The sequence below is a fragment of the Streptomyces uncialis genome (assembly GCF_001905345.1).
Classification (GTDB): Bacteria; Actinomycetota; Actinomycetes; order Streptomycetales; family Streptomycetaceae; genus Streptomyces; species Streptomyces uncialis.
In genome coordinates this window covers 1,077,125-1,099,318 of the sequence record NZ_LFBV01000001.1, presented here as the reverse complement: position 1 = coordinate 1,099,318, position 22,194 = coordinate 1,077,125, and the positions used below count along the sequence as shown (strand labels likewise).

The 22,194-nt window shown below is 72.8% G+C and carries 17 protein-coding genes; 4 read left to right on the top strand and 13 right to left on the bottom strand.

All coding sequences use genetic code 11. From position 1 onward, the window contains the following. Positions 1–132: 132 nt before the first annotated feature. Together AB852_RS04745 and AB852_RS04740 are read left to right on the top strand one after the other, a co-directional pair. Positions 133–1,122 carry an acyl-CoA desaturase gene (locus AB852_RS04745; protein ID WP_073783800.1) on the top strand — a complete coding sequence of 330 codons (990 nt, stop codon included), beginning with the start codon at positions 133–135 and terminating at the stop codon, positions 1,120–1,122. Next, complete coding sequence (locus tag AB852_RS04740) at positions 1,119–1,793, top strand: TetR/AcrR family transcriptional regulator (protein WP_073783798.1); 675 nt, start codon at positions 1,119–1,121, stop codon at positions 1,791–1,793. Before AB852_RS04745 ends, AB852_RS04740 begins: the two co-directional genes overlap by 4 nt. 407 nt (positions 1,794–2,200) lie before the next feature. On the opposite strand, the gene AB852_RS04735 is transcribed toward AB852_RS04740, so the two are convergent. Continuing rightward, entirely contained in the window at positions 2,201–3,022 is an 822-nt protein-coding gene (locus AB852_RS04735; RefSeq protein ID WP_073785423.1) for a trans-aconitate 2-methyltransferase, read from the bottom strand. A 97-nt stretch (positions 3,023–3,119) separates the two neighbouring features. Between AB852_RS04735 and AB852_RS04730 the strand changes: the two genes are divergently transcribed. Beyond that, complete coding sequence (locus tag AB852_RS04730; protein ID WP_073783796.1) at positions 3,120–3,617, top strand: MarR family winged helix-turn-helix transcriptional regulator; 498 nt, start codon at positions 3,120–3,122, stop codon at positions 3,615–3,617. Positions 3,618–4,121: 504 nt separating this feature from the next. On the opposite strand, the gene AB852_RS04725 is transcribed toward AB852_RS04730, so the two are convergent. Further along, a complete protein-coding gene (locus AB852_RS04725) occupies positions 4,122–4,880 on the bottom strand; it encodes a LuxR C-terminal-related transcriptional regulator (protein WP_073783794.1) in 759 nt (252 codons plus the stop codon). Positions 4,881–5,144: 264 nt separating this feature from the next. Here AB852_RS04725 and AB852_RS04720 point away from each other — a divergent pair, with 264 nt between their 5' ends. Further along, positions 5,145–5,588: a GNAT family N-acetyltransferase gene (locus AB852_RS04720; RefSeq protein ID WP_073783792.1), complete on the top strand. Its 444-nt coding sequence runs from the start codon at positions 5,145–5,147 to the stop codon at positions 5,586–5,588. Here AB852_RS04720 and galK read toward each other — a convergent pair. The 11 genes from galK to rsmA form a co-directional block, all read right to left on the bottom strand. After that, complete coding sequence (galK, locus tag AB852_RS04715) at positions 5,572–6,774, bottom strand: galactokinase (RefSeq protein ID WP_079184406.1); 1,203 nt, start codon at positions 6,772–6,774, stop codon at positions 5,572–5,574. The two genes, AB852_RS04720 and galK, sit on opposite strands and share 17 nt — an antisense overlap. Before the next feature lie 35 nt (positions 6,775–6,809). Next, a complete protein-coding gene (gene galE, locus AB852_RS04710; protein WP_073783790.1) occupies positions 6,810–7,790 on the bottom strand; it encodes a UDP-glucose 4-epimerase GalE in 981 nt (326 codons plus the stop codon). Further along, positions 7,787–8,830 (bottom strand): galactose-1-phosphate uridylyltransferase, encoded by a 1,044-nt coding sequence (galT, locus tag AB852_RS04705; protein WP_073783787.1) that lies wholly within the window; start codon positions 8,828–8,830, stop codon positions 7,787–7,789. Before galT ends, galE begins: the two co-directional genes overlap by 4 nt. 425 nt (positions 8,831–9,255) lie before the next feature. Beyond that, the gene (locus tag AB852_RS04700) at positions 9,256–9,945 is read right to left on the bottom strand and encodes a helix-turn-helix transcriptional regulator (protein ID WP_073783785.1); all 690 of its coding nucleotides are present in this window, start codon (positions 9,943–9,945) and stop codon (positions 9,256–9,258) included. A 421-nt stretch (positions 9,946–10,366) separates the two neighbouring features. Continuing rightward, on the bottom strand, positions 10,367–12,484 hold the full coding sequence (locus AB852_RS04695; RefSeq protein ID WP_073783782.1) for an outer membrane protein assembly factor BamB family protein: 2,118 nt from the start codon (positions 12,482–12,484) through the stop codon (positions 10,367–10,369). Positions 12,485–12,613: 129 nt separating this feature from the next. Next, the gene (locus AB852_RS04690; RefSeq protein ID WP_073783780.1) at positions 12,614–14,515 is read right to left on the bottom strand and encodes an outer membrane protein assembly factor BamB family protein; all 1,902 of its coding nucleotides are present in this window, start codon (positions 14,513–14,515) and stop codon (positions 12,614–12,616) included. 815 nt (positions 14,516–15,330) lie between these two features. Continuing rightward, positions 15,331–17,139, bottom strand: coding sequence for an ABC-F family ATP-binding cassette domain-containing protein (locus AB852_RS04680; protein ID WP_073783776.1), 1,809 nt, complete (start codon positions 17,137–17,139; stop codon positions 15,331–15,333). A 142-nt stretch (positions 17,140–17,281) separates the two neighbouring features. Then, positions 17,282–18,709 (bottom strand): acyltransferase family protein, encoded by a 1,428-nt coding sequence (locus AB852_RS04675; protein ID WP_073783774.1) that lies wholly within the window; start codon positions 18,707–18,709, stop codon positions 17,282–17,284. A 53-nt stretch (positions 18,710–18,762) separates the two neighbouring features. Then, positions 18,763–19,347, bottom strand: a complete 585-nt coding sequence (locus tag AB852_RS04670; protein WP_073783772.1) for a GNAT family N-acetyltransferase — start codon at positions 19,345–19,347, stop codon at positions 18,763–18,765. Positions 19,348–20,202: 855 nt separating this feature from the next. Next, positions 20,203–21,135 carry a 4-(cytidine 5'-diphospho)-2-C-methyl-D-erythritol kinase gene (locus AB852_RS04665; protein WP_073783770.1) on the bottom strand — a complete coding sequence of 311 codons (933 nt, stop codon included), beginning with the start codon at positions 21,133–21,135 and terminating at the stop codon, positions 20,203–20,205. Positions 21,136–21,182: 47 nt separating this feature from the next. Then, on the bottom strand, positions 21,183–22,130 hold the full coding sequence (rsmA, locus tag AB852_RS04660; RefSeq protein ID WP_073783768.1) for a 16S rRNA (adenine(1518)-N(6)/adenine(1519)-N(6))-dimethyltransferase RsmA: 948 nt from the start codon (positions 22,128–22,130) through the stop codon (positions 21,183–21,185). Positions 22,131–22,194 lie beyond the last annotated feature (64 nt).

Below are 22,194 nucleotides of genomic sequence, written 5' to 3'. Positions count from 1 at the left end.
ACGCGCGGTCCAAGGGCCTCTTGCCGGGGGCCGCCGCACTGCCATACTTACGATGCCGTAGGTTACGGGACCGTAGGGTGCCGTGGCCGTACGTGCCTCCGCTCGTGACCCTCGATCCCCAGAGGACTCCCCATGACCACCCGCTCCGATGTGCTGGACGACGCCCAGGAGGCGCCGGAACAGCCTGATCAGCCGATTCCGCCAGCGACGCTGGGAGGGGAGAAGAAGGGCTCGGTCGAGCAGCTGGCGCTGATGCTGTTCATCGTGGTCCCGTTCCTGGCGCTCGCCGTCGCCGTCCCGCTGGCCTGGGGCTGGGGGGTGAGCTGGCTGGACGTGGGGCTGCTCGTCTTCTTCTACTTCCTGGGCTGTCACGGCATCACGATCGGTTTCCACCGGTACTTCACGCACGGTTCGTTCAAGGCGAGGCGTCCGCTGCGCATCGCGCTGGCGGTCATGGGTTCGCTGGCGGTGGAGGGGCCGCTGGTGCGCTGGGTGGCCGATCACCGCAAGCACCACAAGTTCTCCGACGCGGAGGGCGACCCGCACTCGCCGTGGCGGTTCGGTGAGACGGTCCCGGCGCTGATGAAGGGCCTGTGGTGGGCGCACATCGGATGGATGTTCGACGAGGAGCGGACCCCGCAGGAGAAGTACGCCCCTGACCTGGTGAAGGACCCGGCCATCCGGCGGATCTCGCGGATGTTCATCCCGTTCACGGTGGTGTCGCTGGCGCTGCCCCCGCTGATCGGCGGGCTGGCCACGATGTCGTGGTGGGGCGCGTTCACGGCGTTCTTCTGGGGCTCCCTGGTACGGGTGGGGCTGCTGCACCATGTGACCTGGTCGATCAACTCGATCTGCCACGCGGTCGGCAAGCGGCCGTTCAAGTCGCGGGACCGGTCGGGCAATGTGTGGTGGCTGGCGGTGCTGTCGTGCGGCGAGTCCTGGCACAACCTGCACCACGCGGACCCGACCTCGGCGCGGCACGGGGTGATGCGGGGGCAGGTCGACTCGTCCGCGCGGTTCATCCGCTGGTTCGAGATGCTGGGCTGGGCGTACGACGTGCGGTGGCCGTCCGCGTCACGGATCGACTCCCGGCGCAGGCAAGAAGCCACCGACCCGGCATGATGGACGACGTGGCGACCGACTCCAGCACATCGAGCAGCGAGAAGCCGCGGCGCACGCGCCGTACCCGGATGACCGGTGCCGAGCGCCGCCAGCAGTTGCTGGAGATCGGTCGCACCCTGTTCGCGGCGAAGGGGTTCGAGGGCACGTCGGTGGAGGAGATCGCGGCGAAGGCCGGGGTGTCCAAGCCGGTGGTGTACGAGCACTTCGGCGGCAAGGAGGGGCTGTACGCGGTGGTGGTCGACCGTGAGATGCGGCGGCTGCTGGACGGGGTGACGGGTTCGCTGACCGCGGGGCATCCGCGGGAACTGCTCGAACAGGCCGCGTTCGCGCTGCTCGACTACATCGAGGAGTACACCGACGGGTTCCGCATCCTGGTGCGGGACTCACCGGTCGCGCAGTCGACGGGTTCGTTCGCGTCGTTGATCTCGGACATCGCGACACAGGTCGAGGACATCCTGGCGGGCGAGTTCAAGAGCCGGGGGTTCGACCCGAAGCTGGCGCCGCTGTACGCGCAGGCGCTGGTGGGGATGGTCGCGCTGACGGGCCAGTGGTGGCTGGACGTGCGCAAGCCGAAGAAGTCCGAGGTGGCGGCGCATCTGGTGAATCTGGCGTGGCACGGGTTGGACGGGCTGGAGCCGCGTCCGGGCCTGATAGGCCGAAGGAAGTCCTGACGGGGTCCTGACGGGGTCCGTGGGTCCACCCCCTTGGCGTCCCGCACCTGTCCCCGTGCGGGGTGCATCGGGTTCTTCCACCTGGGCGCACCTGTCCCCGTGCGGGTCGCCGTCCGGCGGGGGGCGGGTTCTCTCAGCTGGGCCCGCTTGCCCCGGTGCGGGTCGCCGTCCGGCGGGGGGCGGGTTCTCTCACCTGGGCCCGCTTGCCCCGGTGCGGGTCGCCGTCCGGCGGGGGCCGGGTTCTCTCACCTGAGCCCGCTTGCCCCGGTGCGGGCGGTTCGGGGGTGCGCAGTTCCCCGCGCCCCTTCGGGCGCGGTCCTGGATGTTGCTGTGCCCCTGCGGGTCGCGTCCGGCGGGGGCCAGGTTCCCGCACCTGAGCCCGCTTGCCCCGGTGCGGGGTGATCGGGCTACGGCTTGTGGGCGGTGGCGAAGATTCTGCGGAAGGGGAGGACCGTGCCGTGGGGGCCGGTGGGGTACGCGGTCCGCAGGGCCGCGCGGTACTCGTCCAGGAACGCCTCCCGGCCCTCCGGGTCGTCCGCGAGCGCGGTCAGCACGGGCCTCAGCCCCGTCCCCTTGACCCAGTCGAGCACGGGATCGTCCCCGTGCAGCACATGCAGATACGTGCTCTCCCACACATCCGTCTCGCACCCCAGCGAGGCGAGCGCGTCCAGGTACTCCGCGGGCTCCCGTACGGCCTCGTCGTGCCGCAGCACCCCGTCCAGCCGCTCCCGCCACCGCGCCCCCTCGGCGACCTCCCGCAGGAGTGTGTGGCTCGGCGCGCCGAAGTTCCCGGGCACCTGGAACGCGAAGGTCCCCCCGGGGGCGAGCCCCGCGACCCAGTCGGCGAACCGGTCGAGGTGTCCGGGGACCCACTGGAGCAGCGCGTTGCTGATGATCACGTCGTACGGCTCCGCGGGGTCCGGGTCCCAGGTCGCCGCGTCGGCGTACGCGAAGCCGAGGTGCCCCCCGCCCCCGGTGGGTCCGGCGAGCGGCCGGGCCCGGTCCAGCATGTCGGTGGAGTTGTCGTAGCCGGTGATCCGCGCGGTGGGCCAGCGCCGGGCGAGCAGCGTGGTGACGTTGCCGGGTCCGCATCCGAGGTCCGCGATCCGGGGCGGGCGGCCCGCGGGCGGCTCGGGGACACGGGCCAGCAGGTCGGCGAAGGCGCGCCCGCGGTGATCGGCGTGGCGCAGGTACTGGTGCGGGTCCCAGACGGGTACGGCTGCGGGCACGGCGGTCTCCTCCCGGAGCGGAGGACCGTCCTCCACCCCCACCATCTATCTTGACATCAAGAGACTTCACATCGACAGACCTACTACACTGATCGCCATGGAGGACGAGGTCGATCGGCTGGTCGCGGCATGGCGCCGGGAGCGCCCTGACCTCGACGTGGAGCCCCTTGAGGTGCTCAGTCGGGTCAGCAGGCTGGCGCGGCATCTCGACCGCGCGCGCCGGCTCGCGTTCTCCGAGCACCAGCTGGAGCCCTGGGAGTTCGACGTCCTGACCTCGCTGCGGCGGGCAGGAGCGCCGTATCAGCTCTCACCGGGTCAGTTGCTGACCCAGACACTGGTCACCTCGGGGACGATGACGAACCGGATCGACCGGCTGGCGAAGAAGGGCCTGGTCGAGCGGTTGCCCGATCCCACGGACCGGCGCGGTGTGCTGGTGCGGCTCACGCCGGAGGGGCGGGACCGGGCGGACCAGGCGCTGGCCGGGCTCCTGGACCAGGAGCGGGCCATCCTCTCCGAGCTGTCCTCGGCGCAGCGGGGCGCGCTGGCCGCGCTGCTCAGGCAGCTCACGGCACCGTTCGACAACATCCCCGGCTGACCGCCTTCGCTTGCGCTTCCGAGGTTTCCTGTGCTGGGCGTACTTGTCCCGGTGCGGGTCGCTCGTGGGGTGCGCAGTTCCCCGCGCCCCTGGATGCTGCCCCATTACGGTCGCTCGCCGGGTGTGGGTCGGTCCTCGTCTTTTGCGCAGTTCCCCGCGCCCCTTTGGGGGCGCCCCCTGGGGCTGCCGTCCGTCTGCGGGCTGTCATCAGGCCGGGGCGGGGTTCAACCCCCCTCCTCGCGGACTCGCGCTGCTGCGGGAGGGGGTGGGCGGGAATCTCTGCCCGCAGACTCCGATGCTCTTCAGTCCGACCACAGGAACGTCCGACCGAGCGCGTTGGAGCGAGGACGGAGAATCCCGACCGGCACCGACCCGAAGAACCGACCGGGAGCGCCCCGAAGGGGCGCGGGGAACTGCGCACCCCCGTCCGACCCGCACCGGGACAAGTGCGCCCAGCCGGACAGACCTCAGAGGCGCAAGCGAAGGCGAAGCGTGCGGCAAGGACTACGACGCGGCCTCCAGGTCGACCGGGCCCACCCCCGCCCGCCGGGCCAGCGCCACCGCGGCCAGCGTGGAGTGGACGCCCAGCTTCCCGAGCACGTTCTGCATATGCGTCCGCACGGTATGCGGGGAGAGGAACAACCGCTCGGCGACCGCCTTGCGCCCCAGCCCCGCGACCATGCAGCGCAGCACCTCCCGCTCGCGCGGGGTGAGCGACTCCACGAGCCGCTCGCTCTCCGTCCGGTGCTTGCGCGCCGCGGTCAGCTCCCGCAGCACCCCGGTGAGCAGCGCCGGCGGGAGATGCGTCTCGTCCCGCAGCACCCCCCGGATCACGGTGAGCAGCCGCGACAGCGAGCAGTCCTTGGCCACCCACCCGGACGCCCCCGCCTGGAGGGCGAGTGCCGCCCGCCTCGGGTCGTCCTTCTCGGCGAGCACCACCGTCCGCACGGACGGCTGCGACTGCCGTACCGCGGAGACGAGCGAGATGCCGTCGACGACGCCGTCGCCCCCGTGCTCGGAGGCGACGGCGACGGCGGGCCGCGCGCCGGGCAGCACGCCCAGCGGCGCGCCGCCCAGATCGGCGTCGGCGAGCAGGACGTCGAACCTGCGGCCGTCGGCCGCCGCGCGGTCCAGGCAGCGCAGGGCCGCCGGGCCACTGCCTGCGGCCGACACGTCGACGTCGGGCTCGGCGGCGAGTGCCGCCGCGAGCGACTCGGCGAAGATGCGGTGGTCGTCGACGACCAGGACACGGATACGAACCACTGAAACCCCCTTTGGGGGACGACCTGAGCGGACACAGCGCCCTGCGTGGATTCCCGGACCAGGGAGGTCCGGGGACGGGCCGCCGCAGCCGCACGGCCGCCGCCGTGCTCGGACTGCTACCCCCACTACGGGTGCCGTACCCGAATGTCTCGCCCCCTGATCCACACCGGCCCCCACCGGCGCTGCCCCTCAGAGTAAGGCCGCTGGGCAGCGGCGGAAGCCGAATTGCAGAACTGTTCGGACCCGCCGTTTAGGGTGAGTCGTATGTTTCGTATGGAGACAGAAGTCGACAAACGCCGGGTTGGTCTGCTGCGTTCCCGGCTGAGGGACACCAATACGAGGGCGTCGCCGGCGCTCCGGGCGCTGCGGGAGACCGTCGCGGACCGGGAGATACCCGTGCAGGTCTGGGCGTTCGGCGAGGACGACGAGCTGGCGGGGGGCTGCGACGCGCATGCCTGGGGCGGCTGGCTGCATGTGAATCTGCTGTGGGTGGACGAGCGTCACCGCGGCACGGGGCTCGGTTCGCGGCTGCTCGCGGACACCGAGCGGCGGGCCCGCGAGGAGCACGGCTGTGCCCGTTCGCGGGTGTGGACCTGGGACTTCCAGGCGCCGGACTTCTACCGCCGGTACGGGTACGAGGTCATATGCGCCCTGCCCGACTATCCGCCGGGCATCACCGAGTACACCCTGGTCAAGACGCTGGTCTGAGGCGCCGGGCACCGGCCGACGGCCGCGCCCCGAACACCCGGGGCGCCGTGAACGCGGCGTCGGCGAAGGCGTCGTGCACCGCCGCGGCGATCCGCTCCGCGTCCGCGGCCTGCGTCAGGACGACGGCGGAGCCGCCGAAGCCGCCGCCGGTCATCCGCGCCCCGAGCGCGCCCGCCGCGGTGGCCGCGCTGACGACGAGGTCCAGTTCCGGGCAGGAGATGCGCAGGTCGTCCCGCAGGGACGCGTGCCCTTCGGTGAGGACGGGGCCGATCGCGCGGAGGTCCCCGTGGGTACCGGAGGCCAGCAGGGCGACGACCCGTGCGACCCGGTGGTCGTCGGACACCACATGCCGTACATAGCGGCGCAGGCGCTCGTCGTCGAGGCGCGCGAGAGCGTGCGGGAGCGCGTGGTACGGAAGGTCGCGCAGATGGGGCACGCCGAGCTGGCGCGCGCCCTCCTCGCACCCCGCGCGCCGTTCGGCGTACGCCCCGTCGCCGAGGGCGTGCTGGACCCGGGTGTCGACGACGAGCAGGGTGAGGCCGTGGGCGGTGAGGTCGAAGGGGATCTGCCGGACGGTCAGGTCGCGGCAGTCGAGGTGGAGGGCGTGGCCGGGGACGCAAACCGCCGACGCCATCTGGTCCATGATCCCGCAGGGCACGCCGACGAAGTCGTTCTCGGCGCGCTGGGCGCAGCGGGCGAGCGCGGGGCGGTCGAGCCCGAGGCCGTGGAGTTCGTCCAGGGCGACGGCGGTGACGACCTCCAGGGCGGCGGAGGACGAGAGTCCGGCGCCGGTGGGGACGGTCGAGGCGAGATGGAGGTCGGCGCCGCCGAGGACGGCGGTGTGCCCGGCGCGGGCCAGGGCCCACAGGACGCCCGCCGGGTAGGCGGCCCAGCCGCCGCCGGAGCGGGGTTCCAGCGCGGTGGCGTCCAGTTCGGCCACCGGGCCGGGGATGTCCGCCGAGTGCAGCCGCAGTACGCCGTCGGTGCGCCTGCGCACCGCGGCGACGACGGTGTGCGGCAGGGCGAGCGGCATCACGAAGCCCTCGTTGAAGTCGGTGTACTCACCGATGAGGTTGACCCGGCCGGGCGCCGCCCACACCCCTTCGGGCGGGGCCCCGTACAGCGCGGTGAAGTCCCGGGCCACGGTCCGCGCGGCACCGTCCAGGTCCGTGGGCTCCGGTTCCAGGGGGCGGGGTCCTCCCGTACGGCTCGCGGGGGCGTTCACGCGCCGTCCCGGCGGGCGAACGCCCAGGCGTCCGCGACGATGTCGGTGAGGGCGGCGCGGGCGGGCCGCCAGCCGAGCCGGTCACGGGCGGTGGCGGCGGAGGCGACGAGGACGGCGGGGTCCCCGGGGCGGCGGGGAGCGGGGCTCTCGGGCACGGGCAGACCGGTGACCTCGCGGACCGCGGCGACGACCTCCCGCACGGAGAAGCCGTTGCCGTTGCCGAGGTTGCAGATCAGATGCTCGCCGGGGGCGGCGGCGGTCAGCGCGAGGAGATGGGCGGCGGCGAGGTCCGCGACATGGATGTAGTCGCGTACGCAGGTGCCGTCGGGGGTGGGGTAGTCGTCGCCGTACACCTGGACGGCGTCCCGCCGGCCGAGGGCTGCCTGGAGGACGAGCGGGATCAGATGCGACTCGGGGTCGTGCCGCTCCCCGTACAGGGTGCCGTCAGGCGCACGGTGGGCGCCCGCGACGTTGAAGTACCGCAGGGACACCGCCGCGAGGCCGTGGGCCGCCGCCTCGCCGCCGATCATATGGTCGACGGCGAGCTTCGACGCGCCGTACGGGCTGGTGGGCGCCGTCGGGTCGGTCTCCCGGACGGGGGTGCGCGACGGTTCGCCGTAGGTGGCGGCGGTGGAGGAGAAGACGAGCTTGCGCACCCCCGCGCCGCGCATCGCGGCGAGCAGCGCCATCGTGCCGCCGACGTTGTTGTCCCAGTACTTCTCGGGCCGTGCGACGGACTCGGCGACCTGTGAGGACGCGGCGAAGTGCAGTACGGCGTCGTAACCGCCGCCGAGGTGGCGGGCCGCGTCCTGGACCCGGCCCTCGATGAACCGGGCGCCGCGCGGGACGCCCTCCCGGAAGCCCGTCGACAGGTCGTCGAGGACGGTCACCGCGTGGCCCGCCGCCAGCAGATGCGCCGCGACGACCCCGCCGACGTATCCGGCGCCCCCGGTGACCAGGTACGTACCGCTGGTCAACTCGCCACCTCCCGCAGTCTGCGCGCCGCGTCCTCCGGCGGCACGTCGTTGATGAACACGCTCATACCGGATTCCGAACCCGCGAGGAACTTCAGCTTGCCGGGGGTCCGCCGGACGGTGAAGAGTTCCAGATGCAGCCCGAACCCGGCGCGTTCGGCGGGCCGGGTGAACGGCGCCTGGTGCCAGGCGGAGATGTACGGGGTGGGGGGCGCGCCGGGGCCGAAGATCCGGTCGAAGCGGCGCAGCAGTTCCAGGTACACGGCCGGGAACCCGGCCCGCGCGGCGTCGTCGAGGGCGAGCAGATCGGGTACGCGGCGCTTGGGGTAGAGGTGCACCTCGTACGGCCAGTGGGCGGCGTAGGGGACGAACGCGGCCCAGTCGTCGGTCTCCAGGACGGTCCGCGTGCCGTCGCCGAGCTCGTCGGCGAGGACGTCGTCGAAGAGGTTGCGGCCGGTGGCCGTGTGGTGCCGGGCGACGGAGTCGAGCATCCGTGTGGTGCGCGGGGTGGTGAAGGGGAACGCGTAGATCTGGCCGTGGGGGTGGCCGAGGGTCACGCCGATCTCCACCCCCCGGTTCTCGAAGCAGTAGACCTGTTCCACGGACGGCAGATGGGACAGTTCCGCGGTCCGGTCGGTCCAGGCGTCGAGGACGAGGGCGGTGTGCTCCTCGGTGAGGTCGGCGAACGACGTGTCGTGGTCGGCGGTGAAGCAGACGACCTCGCAGCGGCCGGAGCCGCCCGCGAGGGACGGGAACCGGTTCTCGAACACGGCGACGTCGTACGAGGAGTCGGGGATCTCGGTGTGCCGGCCGTCCCGGGAGGGGCACAGGGGGCACTCGTCAGCCGGGGGCAGATAGGTACGGGCCTGCCGGTGCGAGGCGATGGCCACGTCGTCGCCGAGCAGGCGGTCGTGGCGGATCTCCGAGGTGGTGGCGACGGGCGGCAGGGGGCGGGGGTCGGCCGCGGTGCGGACCGTGTCGTCGCGGATGTCGTAGTAGATGAGCTCGCGGCCGTCGGCCAGCCGGGTCGACGTCTTCTTCACTCCGGGGCTCCTCGTCAGATACGGGGCGGTTCCCGCAAGACCTCCAGGATTCCAACAGAATCGAACACAACAAACCATAGCCCGCCCCCACCGTCAATGGACCCCGGCCCCAACCCAGCCGACCAGCAACGGACCGGGGCACCCCCCAGGGACGCGGGGAACCGCGCACCCACCGAGCGACGGCACAGGAACAAGCCCGCCCACCCGGACAGCCCCACGGACGCCCGGGCCGCCCACAGCCGACCAACGACGGTCAGAGGGCACCACCAGGGGCGCGGGGAACTGCGCACCCACGAACGCCCCGCACAGGAACAAGTACGCCCACCCGGACATACCCAGAAGCGCAAGCGAAGGCGAAACGCACAACAGCGCCGCACCGGCAAGGAATCCGGTGCGGCGCTAAAGGCCCGGCGAGGGGCGCGGCCTCAGGACGGCAGGGGCGACGGCGGAACGGGCCCCGCCCGGTCCAGCAGCCCCGTACGCGCGGCCAACGCGGCAGCCTCCAGCCGCGACCCCACCCCCAGCTTCATCAGCACCCGCTGCACATGCGTACGCGCCGTGGAGGGCGCGATACCCATCCCCGCGGCGATCAGCCGCGTGTCCTCCCCGTCCGCGACCCGCACCAGTACCTCGACCTCACGGGGCGTCAGCATCTGCAACAGCCGCTGCCCCTCGTCGTCGGGCTGGGCGGCGGGGTTCAGCAACTCCCCGAACGCCCCCTGGAGCAGTTGCGGGGCGACCGCCGCCTCCCCCGCGCGGGCCTTCATGATGGCCCGCTCCACTCCTTCGATCCGCTCGTCGTGCCGTACGTACCCGGAGGCCCCCGCGGCGAACGCCGCGGCGATCCCCCGCGGTGACGGCACCGGACCGAGCACCACGACCGCGACCTGCGGACGGTCCCGTTTGATCCGTACCACCGGGTCGAACGCGCCCGGCTCCGCCGGTGTCGCCGTACCCAGCAGACAGACTTCGGGCGCGCGTGTGATCACCAACTCCGCGGCGCCCGCGGCCGGAGCCGCCGCCGCGAGCACTCTGTGCCCGCGCAATTTCAGGGCCGAGGCCAATGCCTCGGCCAGCAACCTGTGATCGTCGACCACCATGAGCCGCACACCCATAGTGTCACCCCCCACTTTCCCGCCCGGCCCCCCACAGACCCGGACGCCCTGCCCTCGTCCCCCGGAAGTTACACGCTTGTTCGACGGGCCGCTGCCCTTACGGAAGAGAAGCCAACCGGAATACCGAAATCGTCGACCTTTCCGACCGATGGGGCGTATCCGTACGCGTCACGCCCGGAAAGTGTGCGACGACCGGGAATCCCCCGGGGCGCGCCGCAACGCTCCTGCCCACACCGGCCGCCGGGGCGCGCTTCCACGCGCCCCCCGCCCGCGCTGATGAGCCGCTCCCCCGCGCCGCGCGGGAACACGGCGGCGCCCCCGTCCCCGGCACGGGACCGTACAACCGGAGGAAGGAGCCCGGAGGACGGTGCCGGTGAGGGGGCGGGGGCGCGGCGGACGCGGGCCTGCCGGCGGGTGCCGGTCAGCCGGTGCCGAAGGCGACCGCCAGATACTCCTTGTCGCCGTCGCTCAGTGCCTTGGACGCGTAGATCTCGCTCATGAAGAGCCGGCCGTCGCCGTAGTCGTACTCCGAGTACTCCGGCATGAAGGCGGTCTCCATGTCCCGGGTGGACTCCGTCGACGGGGTCTCCAGCAGGACCGTCGCCTTCAGGGTGGCGCCGTCCAGGCTGACGACCTGACCGCCCTTGTCGTACGGCGGACGCTTGTAGGCGATGACGTTGGTGCCGTCCATCCGGATCGGGCTGATGGTGTAGCCGTCGCCCGCGTCGGCGCGGGCGCCCACCAGCTTGCCGGTGGCGAGGTCGAACGCGACGATCTCGTTGGTGTCGCTGAACTCCGCGGTGCCCGGGTGCTCCTCGGTCGGCAGATACAGCCGGTCGCCCCCGACGGCGAGAAGCTTGCACTGCTCGACCCGCGTCGCGTCGCACCTCGCCGCGTACTTGTCGCCCTCGGCGGTGAACTTGGAGCGCAGCTTGCCGGTCTTCTCGTCGATCGCGAAGAAGTCGGAGATCCCGCTGCCGTCCCCGGCGGAGTCACCGATGTCGGCGGCGACGACCAGCGGTGTGGTGGAGACGACGCTCGCGTAGTCCACACCGGTCGCCATCTTGTACGTGGACAGCGGCTTGCCGGTCTTCGGGTCGAGGTTCTGGATCTCCAGGCGCCGGTTGTCGAGGTCGCCGCAGCGGCGGACCGCGACCAGCGCGCTGCCGCCCGCGTAGCCGGAGTCGTAGCAGGGCTCCCCCAGCTTCGGCTCCCACAGGGACGAGCCGTCGGCGGCGCTCCAGGCCGCGCCGCCCGCCGTACCGCCCGCGGCGACGGTACCGCCGCCGATGGTGACCTCGTCGAAGGAGACGAGCCGGTCACCGGACTTCGCGGTCTTGGTCCACAGCAGCTTGCCGGTGGTCAGGTCGAGCATGGAGACCTGGGTGCAGCCCTGGTACGGCTTGGCCTTGGTGGGCGTCGCGGGCTGGGCGATCAGCGCGGTCCGGTTGTCGGCGGTGACGTGCCGCGAGGCCGCGCACACCGGGCCGGTCAGCTTGGCCGTCCACAGCTCCGCGCCGGTCGCCGGGTCGTACCCGCCGACCACACCGATCCCGGCCTTGGCGTACACCTTGTCGGTCAGCCAGGAACCGGCGACCTGGGTGGTGTTGTCGTCCTTGATGACCGGTGAGGGCACCTGGAACAGCGGCTTCGCCTTGGTGTTGGCGGGCGCCTTCTCCTGGGGCGTGGTGGCCTCGGGAGCGACGCCGCCGGACGTGCCGCCGGTGTCGTTCCCGCCCGCGGTGCCCTCGCCGCCCTTCTCCTTGGTGTCCTTGCCGTCCTTGCCGCCGTCGGCGGAGCTGTTCTTGCTGTCGTCGTCCTTGCCCATGGACGAGTAGACGATCCCGCCGCCGACGATCAGCGCGATGACGAGGACCGCCGCGCCGATGATCAGCGCGATCGGGTTGCGCGAGCGGGACGGACCGCCGCCGGGCTGCTGCGGAGGCATCGCGACGGTCGGGACGGAGTACTGGGCGTACGGCTGCTGCTGGCCGGGGTAGCCGCCGGGCTGCTGGCCCTGCGGACCGGGGTAGCCGTACCCGGGCGCGGACTGCTGGCCCGGGGCGCCGGGATAGCCGTACCCCGGGGGCTGGGCCTGCGGCGGCTGTCCGGGCGGGCCGCCGGGGTAGCCGTACCCCGGGGCGGACTGCTGGGGCGGGGCCCCGTAACCACCGGCGGGCGGCGCCGCGTGGGGCGTGCCGTACCCGGGCGGCGGACCCTGCGGGGCGCCGTAACCGGGTGTCGGCGTCTGCGGGGCGCCGTAACCGCCCGGCGGGGGCGTCTGCGGGGCACCGAAGCCGCCGGGGGGCGGGTCCTGCGGGGCACCGAAACCACCGGGCGGCGGGTCCTGCGGGGCACCGAAACCACCGGGCTGGGCGCCCGGCGGGTCCTGCTGCTTGCCGAAGCCGACGGGCGGCTGGGCGGGCGGCGGGCCCGCGGGTGCCGGGGGCGGACCCTGGGGCGGGACCTGGTCGGCGGGGACCCGGTCCGACGGGGGCTCGCCGGCGGGCGGCTCGGGGGGCTGGGGCGGCTGGCTCATGGCGTGTCTACCTCGGGGAAACGGTTCGGAGCCCGGCGTGGGGCCACGGGGGACCCGGGCACCTGGACAAGGGCCCGGGTCCGGGACGGACGGGGACGGCGGACGGACGTCGGCCTGGGACCGGGGTCGTCAGGGACCGAAGGCCATCATCAGCTTCTGCTCCGAGTCGGCCTTCGTGTTCGTCAGCCGGGTGCTGGAGAGGTAGAAACGGCCACCGGCCCAGGCCATCTCCTTGGCGAAGAAGGTGTTCTCCAGCGCCGCGGCGCCCGCCGGGTTCTGGAGGAGCTTCTTCGGGGTCCCGCCGCCGACCGGGGTGGCGGTGATGGTACCGCCCGTGTCGTACGTGGGCTCCTCGTACGAGATGACGTTGCCGTCCTCGACCCGCAGCGGGAGCACGGAGCGGGCGCCGGTGGACTTGGCGCGCCATTTCTCCTTGCCGGTGTTCAGGTTGACGGCGATGAGTTCGTTGACGCCGTTCTTCGCCTTGGACGGCAGGTACAGGGTGTTGGCGTCGGTGGCGACCCCTTCACAGCTCTGGAGGGCTTCGCCGCCGAGGACCAGACCGCAGTCGGGTTCGGGCGCCTCCTCCATGGCGACCTGCGAACGGACCTCACCGGAGCCGTTCCTCAGGGTGCTGATGTTCCACTGCTTCTTGTCGTCGTTGGTGAGGTAGAGCACGACCGGGTCGAGGGAGTAGACCCGGCTGATGCGCCACTTCTTCGGGAACTTCTTCGTCCAGCGGACCTTGCCGGTGGCGGGGTCGAGTTCCCTGAGCTGCTCGTGCTGGTTCTCGCCGCCCGCGCCGCAGGAGGCGACCGTGAGCAGTTTGCTGCCGCTGGTGAAGCCGGACGGGTAGCAGTTGGTCCCGTACTTGTCCGCGGTGAAGAGTTCCTTGCCGGTGTTCGCCTGGTAGGCGACACCGGACATCGAGCGGCCCACCACCAGGGTGTCGCCGACGAGGTGGAGTTCGAGGCCGATGGTGCTGTCGAAGAGATCGCCGTCGGGGATCTTCTTGGTCCAGCCCTTCTTGCCGGTGGCCAGGTCGATCTGCTGGAGCTGGTTGCACTTGGCGCGGTCGCTGACCCCGCTCATATAGGCGACGACGACCTTCAGGCCGGGCGTCGGCTGCGGGGTCGCCGCGCAGACCGCCTGCGGCAGCTCCACCGGGTCCCACGCGGGCGCGCCGCTCTTCGCGTCGAAGCCGAGTACCTGCTTGTACGCGGCCTTGGCGACCGTGGTGCCGGTGACCCACATCTCCGGGGCGTCCCCGCCGGAGCCGGGGACCTTCGGTGCCTGCTTGTACCAGAGGACCTTGGACTCACCGGGCTTGCGGTCCGCGTTCAGGTCCTCCTCGGCCGCGTCGCCGTCACCGCTGCCGTCGCCCTGGTCGACGGAGGGGGACGCGTCGGCGCTGGGCTTCGGGTCGGCCGTGGCGCTCGCGACGGGGTCCTTGGTGGCCTGCTCCTTCTTGTCGTCCTGACCGTCACGGTTCAGGGCGAAGACGGTGGCGCCCACGACGAGCACGACCGCGACGGCCGCGGCGATCACCATCGCGGGCCTCCCCTTGAACGGCCCCCGCCCGCCCCCGGACCCCGCCCCGCCGGACCCCTGCGGCCCCCCGGGATACCCCTGCTGCCCGAACCCCTGCTGCCCGAACCCCTGCTGCCCGTAAGGCTGCTGCCCGTAGGGCGCCTGGCCGGGCTGCTGCCCGTACGGAGCCTGGCCGTACGGCTGTTGCGGGGCATAGGGGCCGGGCTGGGCCGCGTACGGGCCCGGCTGACCGTACGGCCCCGGCTGCGGCGGGCCGTACGGGCCGGGCTGCTGCGGGGCGCTGTACGGTCCCGGCTGCGACTGGCCGTACGGTCCCGCCTGCGGGGCGTACGGGCCGGACTGCGGGGCGGTGTACGGACCGGACTGCGCGTAAGGGTCGGCGTCACCGGACGGCGGACCCGGGGGGTGGGCCGGCTGGCCGGAATCCTGCGGTGCTCCGTCCCCGTCGCGGGGCGTACGGTCATCGGGCGGCTGACTCATCAGCGCTCCCCCTCTTCACTGATTCTCGGCGCCCGGGGTACGGGAAGGTGCGTACGCGAACTGGTCTCGGTCGCCCTTTCTATCACCACGGGGCAAGGGGGTTACGGGGCGCCCGAGTGCTGTGCCCAAGGCCGGACGCCCTTGTGATAGCTCTGTTACGCCCCCTTCACGCCCCCTCCCCAAGGGCCCCCGCGATCAGCATCACAGTGGCTTGTTCCCGTCCCCCCGACCCACCCTGACAGGTCGCCTTCGCTTGCGCTTCCCAGGTCTGTCCGGCTGGACGTGCGTGTCCCGGTACGGGCCGTTCGTGGGTGCGCAGTTCCCCGCAGGTCGCCTTCGCTTGCGCTTCCCAGGTCTGTCCGGCTGGACGTACGTGTCCCGGTACGGGCCGTTCGTGGGGTGCGCAGTTCCCCGCGCCCCTGAAGGGGCGCCCACCTGGGGTTGCTTTTCACCCTCCTCCTCGCGGACTCGCCCGGCTACCGAAGGGGGTGGGCGGGAATCTCTGCCCGCAGACTCCGATGCTCTTCAGTAGGACCACAGGTACGTCGTACCGAGCGCGTTGGAGCGAGGACGGAGAATCCCGACCGGCACCGACCCGAAGAACAAGCCGGACGCGCCCCAAAGGGGCGCGGGGAACTGCGCGAAACCACCGAGCGACGGCACAGGAACGGAGTACGTCCAGCCGGACAGACCCAGGACGACCCGCACAGGAAAAATGCGCGTCCCGCCGGACAGACCTGGGAAGCGCAAGCGAAGGCGACCCGCGGACGAAGAGGCGACAGCAGGAGGCAGCACACCACGCGGCCCCCGAAGGATCACGCCTCGTCCGCCAGCTCCATCCACCGAAGCTCCAGCTCGTCCCGGTCCGCGACCAGCGCCCTCAGCTCCGCGTCCAGCGAGGCCACCTTCTCGAAGTCCGTCGCGTTCTCCGCGATCCGCGCGTGCAGCCCCGTCTCCCGGTCGGACAGCTTGTCCAGCTGCCGCTCGATCCGCTGGAGTTCCTTCTTCGCGGCCCGCGTCTCCGCCGAGGACGGCCCCTTCGCGACGGGCGCCGCGACGACCGGCGCCACCGACGCGACGGCCCGCGCGGCCATCCGCTCCCGCCGCTCCAGGTACTCGTCGATCCCCCGCGGCAGCATCCGCAGCGTGGAGTCGCCGAGCAGCGCGAACACCCGGTCGGTGGTCCGCTCCAGGAAGAACCGGTCGTGGGAGATCACGATCATCGACCCGGGCCACCCGTCCAGCAGGTCCTCCAGCTGGTTCAGCGTCTCGATGTCGAGGTCGTTCGTGGGCTCGTCGAGGAACAGGACGTTCGGCTCGTCCATCAGCAGCCGCAGCAGTTGCAGCCGGCGCCGCTCACCGCCGGACAGGTCCCCGACGGGGGTCCACTGCTTCTCCTTGCCGAAGCCGAACATCTCGCAGAGCTGTCCGGCGGTCATCTCCCGACCCTTGCCCAGGTCGACCCGCTCCCGTACCTGCTGCACCGCTTCCAGCACCCGCAGCCGCGGGGCGAGTTCGGACACCTCCTGGGAGAGGTACGCGAGCTTGACGGTGCGGCCCACGACGACCCGCCCGGCGGCGGGCTGCGTCTCGCCGCCGCTGCGCTGCGCGTCCGCGAGCGCCCGCAGCAGGGACGTCTTGCCCGCGCCGTTGACCCCGACGAGCCCGATCCGGTCGCCGGGACCGAGCTGCCAGGTCACATGCTGGAGGAGGGTCTTGGGACCGGCCGTGACGGTGATGTCCTCGACCTCGAACACGGTCTTGCCGAGCCGCGAGCTGGCGAACTTCATCAGCTCGGAGGTGTCCCGGGGCGGCGGTACGTCCTTGATCAGCTCATTGGCCGCCTCGACCCGGAACCGGGGCTTCGACGTGCGCGCGGGGGCGCCGCGCCGCAGCCAGGCCAGCTCCTTGCGGACCAGGTTCTGCCGCTTGACCTCCTCGGTCGCGGCGATGCGCTCCCGCTCGGCGCGCGCGAAGACGTAGTCCGAGTAGCCGCCCTCGTACTCGTAGACCGTGCCCTTCTGCACATCCCACATGCGGGTGCAGACCTGGTCCAGGAACCACCGGTCGTGGGTCACGCAGACGAGCGCGGAGCGGCGGTTGCGCAGATGGGCGGCGAGCCAGGCGATGCCCTCGACGTCGAGGTGGTTCGTCGGCTCGTCGAGGACGACGAGGTCCTGGTCCTCGATGAGGAGCTTGGCGAGCGCGATCCGGCGGCGCTCACCGCCGGACAGCGGACCGATCACCGTGTCGAGTCCGTGCTCGAAGCCGGGCAGGTCCAGCCCGCCGAAGAGTCCGGTGAGGACGTCGCGGATCCTGGCGTCACCTGCCCACTCGTGGTCGGCCATGTCGCGGATCACCTCGTGCCGCACGGTGGCCGTGGAGTCGAGGGAGTCGTGCTGGGTGAGGACCCCGAGCCGCAGCCCGCCGCTGTGGGTGACCCGGCCGGTGTCCGCGTCCTCCAGCTTCGCGAGCATCCGGATCAGGGTGGTCTTCCCGTCCCCGTTCCGGCCCACGACACCGATGCGGTCGCCCTCGGAGACGCCGAGCGACACCCCGTCGAGCAGGGCACGGGTGCCGTACACCTTGCCTACGGACTCGACATTGACGAGGTTGACTGCCATTTCGCTCCTGCCAGGGGGATGAACCGACTCTCCAGCGTAGTCGGCTCCCCGGAACCCGGACGCCGCCGTCCACAGGCGGTACCCACCGGGCGGCGGGCGGCCCCGCGGTGACCCCCGGCGCACGGAACGTGAGCGGCGGACCCTATGCGGTGGACCGTGGGCGCCGGGAGGTGTGCGGCGGGCCGGGTTCAGCGCAGCGCGCGCGGGCGGGCGGGGTGCGGGACCGGACGCCCGCGGAGGTGCCCGCGCGTTCCACCAGGTACCAGCCCGCGAGGGCCGTCACGACGGCCGCCGGGGCGGTGACGCGGACCGCGACGAGCAGGGCGCTGCGGCCTTCGAGGAGGTCGGCGAGGCCGACCGTCGACAGGCCGAGGACGCCGAACAGGGCGAGGGTGACGCCGACCGCGGCGAGCGGGCCCGTCCAGCGGCGGGGCGCGGCGGGTGCCGCCGGGGTGCCGGGGCGTTCGAAGCGGCGGAACAGCAGGGCGAGGAGCGCGGTCAGGGTCGCCGCGACGGCGAGCCGGAGCGGTACCTGGGCCCACCAGACGGCCGTGGCGGGTTCGGGCAGCGGGACGTCGAGGGCGAGCAGCGCCCCGTAGACGCCGAGCATGGCGGTGAGGTGCCACAGGAACGCGGTCATGGCGAAGCCGCTCGCGACGACGACCCCGCGCCAGACCCGGGGCCGGGCCAGCAGCCGGGTCGCGGGGGCGCGCAGGAGTTCCACCGCGCCGACGAGCCACAGGCCGTGGCACAGCAGGGCCAGGGTGGGCGGGGCCATGTTGGAGACCTTCTCGCCGGGCATCCCGACCATGGACAGCGGGTAGGGGCCGACGGCGACGAGCAGTCCCGCGCCGACGAGTCCGGCGCCCGCGAGCAGGCGGGGCGCGGTCAGCCGGCCGTCGGCGCGCAGGAAGCCGAGCTGGTGGACGGCGAGCCAGACGAAGGCGAAGTTGAGGAACTCGGCGTACGGGACGCCCAGCGCGAAGCGCAGTACGTCGACGGTGGCGGCGGCGCCCGCGAGCGTGGCGAAGGCGGCCCAGCCCCAGCGTTCGTGGGCGCGCAGCAGCGCCGGGGTGAGGGCGACCATCGCGAGGTAGACGCCGATGAACCACAGGGGCTGGGTGACGAGCCGCAGGGCCGCGTCGAGCAGCGCGCTGTCCACGCGCGCGAGTTGCAGGGCGAGCGCGGCGGCGCCCCAGACGAGGACGAAGGCCATGGTCGGACGCAGCAGCCGGTGCAGCCGGGTGCGCAGGAACACCGCGTAGACGGAGGGCGCGTCCGGGTTGCGGCGGGACAGGGAGCGGTACGAGAGGGCGTGCGCGAAGCCGCCGACGTAGAAGAAGACGGGCATCACCTGGAACAGCCAGGTCAGGGACTGGGCCTCGGGGAGATGGGTGAGGAGGTTGCCGATGTGCGCGGTGCCGTCGGGGCGCGGCGCGACGGCGGCCATGAGCCAGTGTCCGAGGATCACGGTCGCGAGCGAGGCGACCCGCAGGAGGTCCATGTACCGGTCCCGCCCGGACGGTGTCGCACCGGCCGGCCGTTCCGCTTCCCGAAGACTTGTTCCCATTCCGGTACGGTCTCCCGGCCGGGCGCCCGGCCGGGAGGGCGCCCGTACTCAGATCAGGTCTGAGTACGTGTACCTGTGAGGGCCTTGCGGTAGCGGAGCTCGGGCAGGACGGCGCCACCGGTGGTCTCCTCGGCGGTGGCGCCGTCGAACCGCCAGCCCGCGGCCTCGTAGAAGCGGCGCGCGCGGGTGTTGTCCGCGAGGACCCAGAGCGTGCCGTCCCGGTACCCGGCCGCCGCGAGGGCGGTGGTCGTGGCCTCCATCAGGGCGCGGCCGACCCCGGTGCCCCAGTGGTCGGGGTGGGCGTACATGGTGTGGATCTCACCGTCCTCGGGGGCGTCCGCCGGTGCGGGCTCGGTGGTGGCCTCGGTGACGGGCTCGGCGGGCCGGAATCCGGCGAAGGCGACGATCCGGTCGGCGGAGTCGGCGGAGTCGGCGGAGTCGGCCACGGCCACCAGGACGCGGGCCCGTGGCGCTTCGCTCGCGGCGAGCCGTTCGGCCCAGACCTCGGCCGCCGCGGCGGGGTCCAGCGCGTCGAGGTGTTCGCGCGGGACGATACCCGCGTAGGCGGCCTGCCAGGCCCGTACATGGACGAGTGCGATGCCTTCGGCGTCGGCGGGGTGTGCGGGGCGGATCTCCATCCCCGGATGGTCGCCCGCGCGCGGGGGCGACAGCCACCGGTTTTCCCCCTCCGCGGGTCGCCTTCGCTCGCGCTTCCCAGGTCCGTCCGGCTGACCGCACTTGTCCCTGTGCCGTCGCTCGGTGGGTGCGCAGTTCCCCGCGCCCCTGGATGCTGCCCCTTCGGGCTTGTTCGCCGGGTGCGGGTCGCCCTCGTCTCTTGCGCAGTTCCCCGCGCCCCTGAGGTTGCGCCCCTTGCGGTTCCCGTTCGGGTGCGGGTGGCCCTTGGTTGCTCGCGCAGTTCCCCGCGCCCCTGGATGCTGCCCCCTTGCGGTTGTTCATCGGGTGCGGGGCCGTCCTCGTTTTTGCGCAGTTCCCCGCGCCCCTTTGGGGGCGCCCACCTGGGGCTGTCCTCAGGGTGCGGGCTGTCAGCAACCGGGGCCGGGGTTGAACCACCCTCCTCGCGGACTCGCTCTGCTGCCGAAGGGGGTGGGCGGGAATCTCTGCCCGCAGACTCCGATGCTCTTCAGTAGGACCACACGTACGTCGTACCGAGCGCGTTGGAGCGAGGACGGAGAATCCCGACCGGCACCGACCCAAAGAACCGGCAGAACGCGCCCCAAAGGGGCGCGGGGAACTGCGCAAAAGACGAGAACCGGCCCGCACCCGAAGAGCACGAACAGGGGCAGCATCCAGGGGCGCGGGGAACTGCGCGAAACCACCGAGCGACGGCACAGCAACGAAGTACGCCCCGCCGGACAGACCTGGGAAGCGCAAGCGAAGGCGACCCGCGGGGAACTGCGCAACCCACGAGCGACGGCACAGGAACGAGTACGTCCAGCCGGACGGACCTCGGGGGCGCGAGCGAAGGCGGGCTGTCAGGACTCCGCGGGCCGGGGGAGGACGGTCGCGCCGGGGACGGGGGACGTCGCCGTACGGACGGTGCGGCAGCGGCCGGTCGCGCGCAGCGCCTCGGTCACCACCCCCGCGGACTCCTCGTCCTTGACGAGGAACGCCGTCGTGGGCCCGGACCCGGAGACGAGCGCGGCCAGCGCCCCCGCCTCCCGCCCCACCGCGAGCGTGTCCGCCAGCGACGGCATCAGCGACAGCGCCGCGGGCTGGAGATCGTTCTCCAGATGCGCCGCGAGGGCGACCGCGTCACCCGTGTACAGGGCGTCGAGCAGCTCGGGCACGGCATGCGGCAGCGGGATGTCCGTACCGGCGGTGAGCCGGTCGAACTCGCGGTACACGGCGGGCGTCGACAGCCCGCCGTCGGCCGCGGCGAACACCCAGGTGAACGTCCCGCCGACCTCCAGGTGGCGCAGCCGTTCGCCCCGGCCGGTGCCGAGCGCGGCCCCGCCGAGCAGGCTGAACGGCACATCGCTGCCGAGCTCGGCGCACAGCGCGAGGAGTTCCGCGCGGCTCGCCCCCGTACCCCACAGGGTGTCGCAGGCGACGAGTGCCGCCGCCGCGTCCGCGCTGCCCCCGGCCATGCCCCCGGCGACGGGGATGTCCTTGGCGATATGGAGGTGGACGGCGGGTTCCCGGCCGTGCCGCGCGGCGAGGAGTTCCGCGGCGCGGGCGGCGAGGTTGGTGCGGTCCAGGGGGACCTGGGCGGCGTCGGGCCCCTCGCAGGTGACGCGGAGCGCGTCGGCGGGGGTGGCGGTGACCTCGTCGTACAGGCCGACGGCGAGGAACACGTTGGCGAGGTCGTGGAAGCCGTCCGGGCGGACCTCTCCCACCGCGAGCTGGACGTTCACCTTGGCGGGGACGCGTACGGTCACCGCCGTGCGCGGGCTGGTCGCGGTCATCCTGCCGCTTCCTCCTCGTCGTGCCCGGTGGGCCGGGCCTGATCGGTTTACTGGTTCTCGGCGGTCTGCTGGTTCGCGGCGGTCTGCTGGTCGTCGGCGGCCGACGGGGGCCGCGCGGCCGCTCCGTCCGCCGCGGCGCCCTTGTTCTCGGCGATGCGGGCGAACTCCTCGACGGTGAGGGCCTCGCCGCGGGCCTGCGGGGAGATCCCGGCGGCGCGCAGGGCGGCCTCCGCCGCGGGGGCGGAACCGGCCCAGCCGGAGAGTGCGGCCCGCAGCGTCTTGCGGCGCTGGGCGAACGCCGCGTCGACGACCGTGAAGACCTCGCGGCGGGTCGCGGTCGTCCGCACGGGTTCGGTGCGGCGGACCAGGGCGACCAGTCCGCTGTCGACGTTCGGCGCGGGCCAGAAGACGGTGCGGCCGATGGACCCGGCGCGCTTGACCTCGGCGTACCAGTTGGCCTTCACCGACGGGACGCCGTACACCTTGGAGCCGGGCGGCGCGGCGAGCCGGTCGGCCACCTCCGCCTGGACCATCACCAGGGTGCGTTCGATGGTGGGGAACGTCTCCAGCATGTGCAGCAGCACGGGCACGGCGACGTTGTACGGGAGGTTCGCGACGAGGGCCGTCGGCGCGGGGCCCGGCAGTTCGGTGACCCGCATCGCGTCGCTGTGCACGAGGTCGAAGCGGGCGGCCCGCTCCGGCATCCGGGCGGCGATCGTCGCGGGGAGGGCCGCCGCGAGGGTGTCGTCGATCTCGACGGCGGTGACGTGCTCGGCGGCTTCCAGGAGCGCGAGGGTCAGGGAGCCGAGACCGGGTCCCACCTCGACCACCCGGTCCTCGGGACGCACGGCGGCGGTGCGGACGATCCGGCGCACGGTGTTGGCGTCGATGACGAAGTTCTGACCGCGCTGTTTCGTCGGCTTCACGCCGAGCGCGGCCGCGAGCTCGCGGATGTCTGCGGGGCCCAGGAGCGGGCCGGGGTCGGTGCTGCTCACCGGTCAAGGGTAAGGGCCGGTGACGGGGCCCCTGACCGTGTCCCGCCGCGCGGGGCGCCGCCCG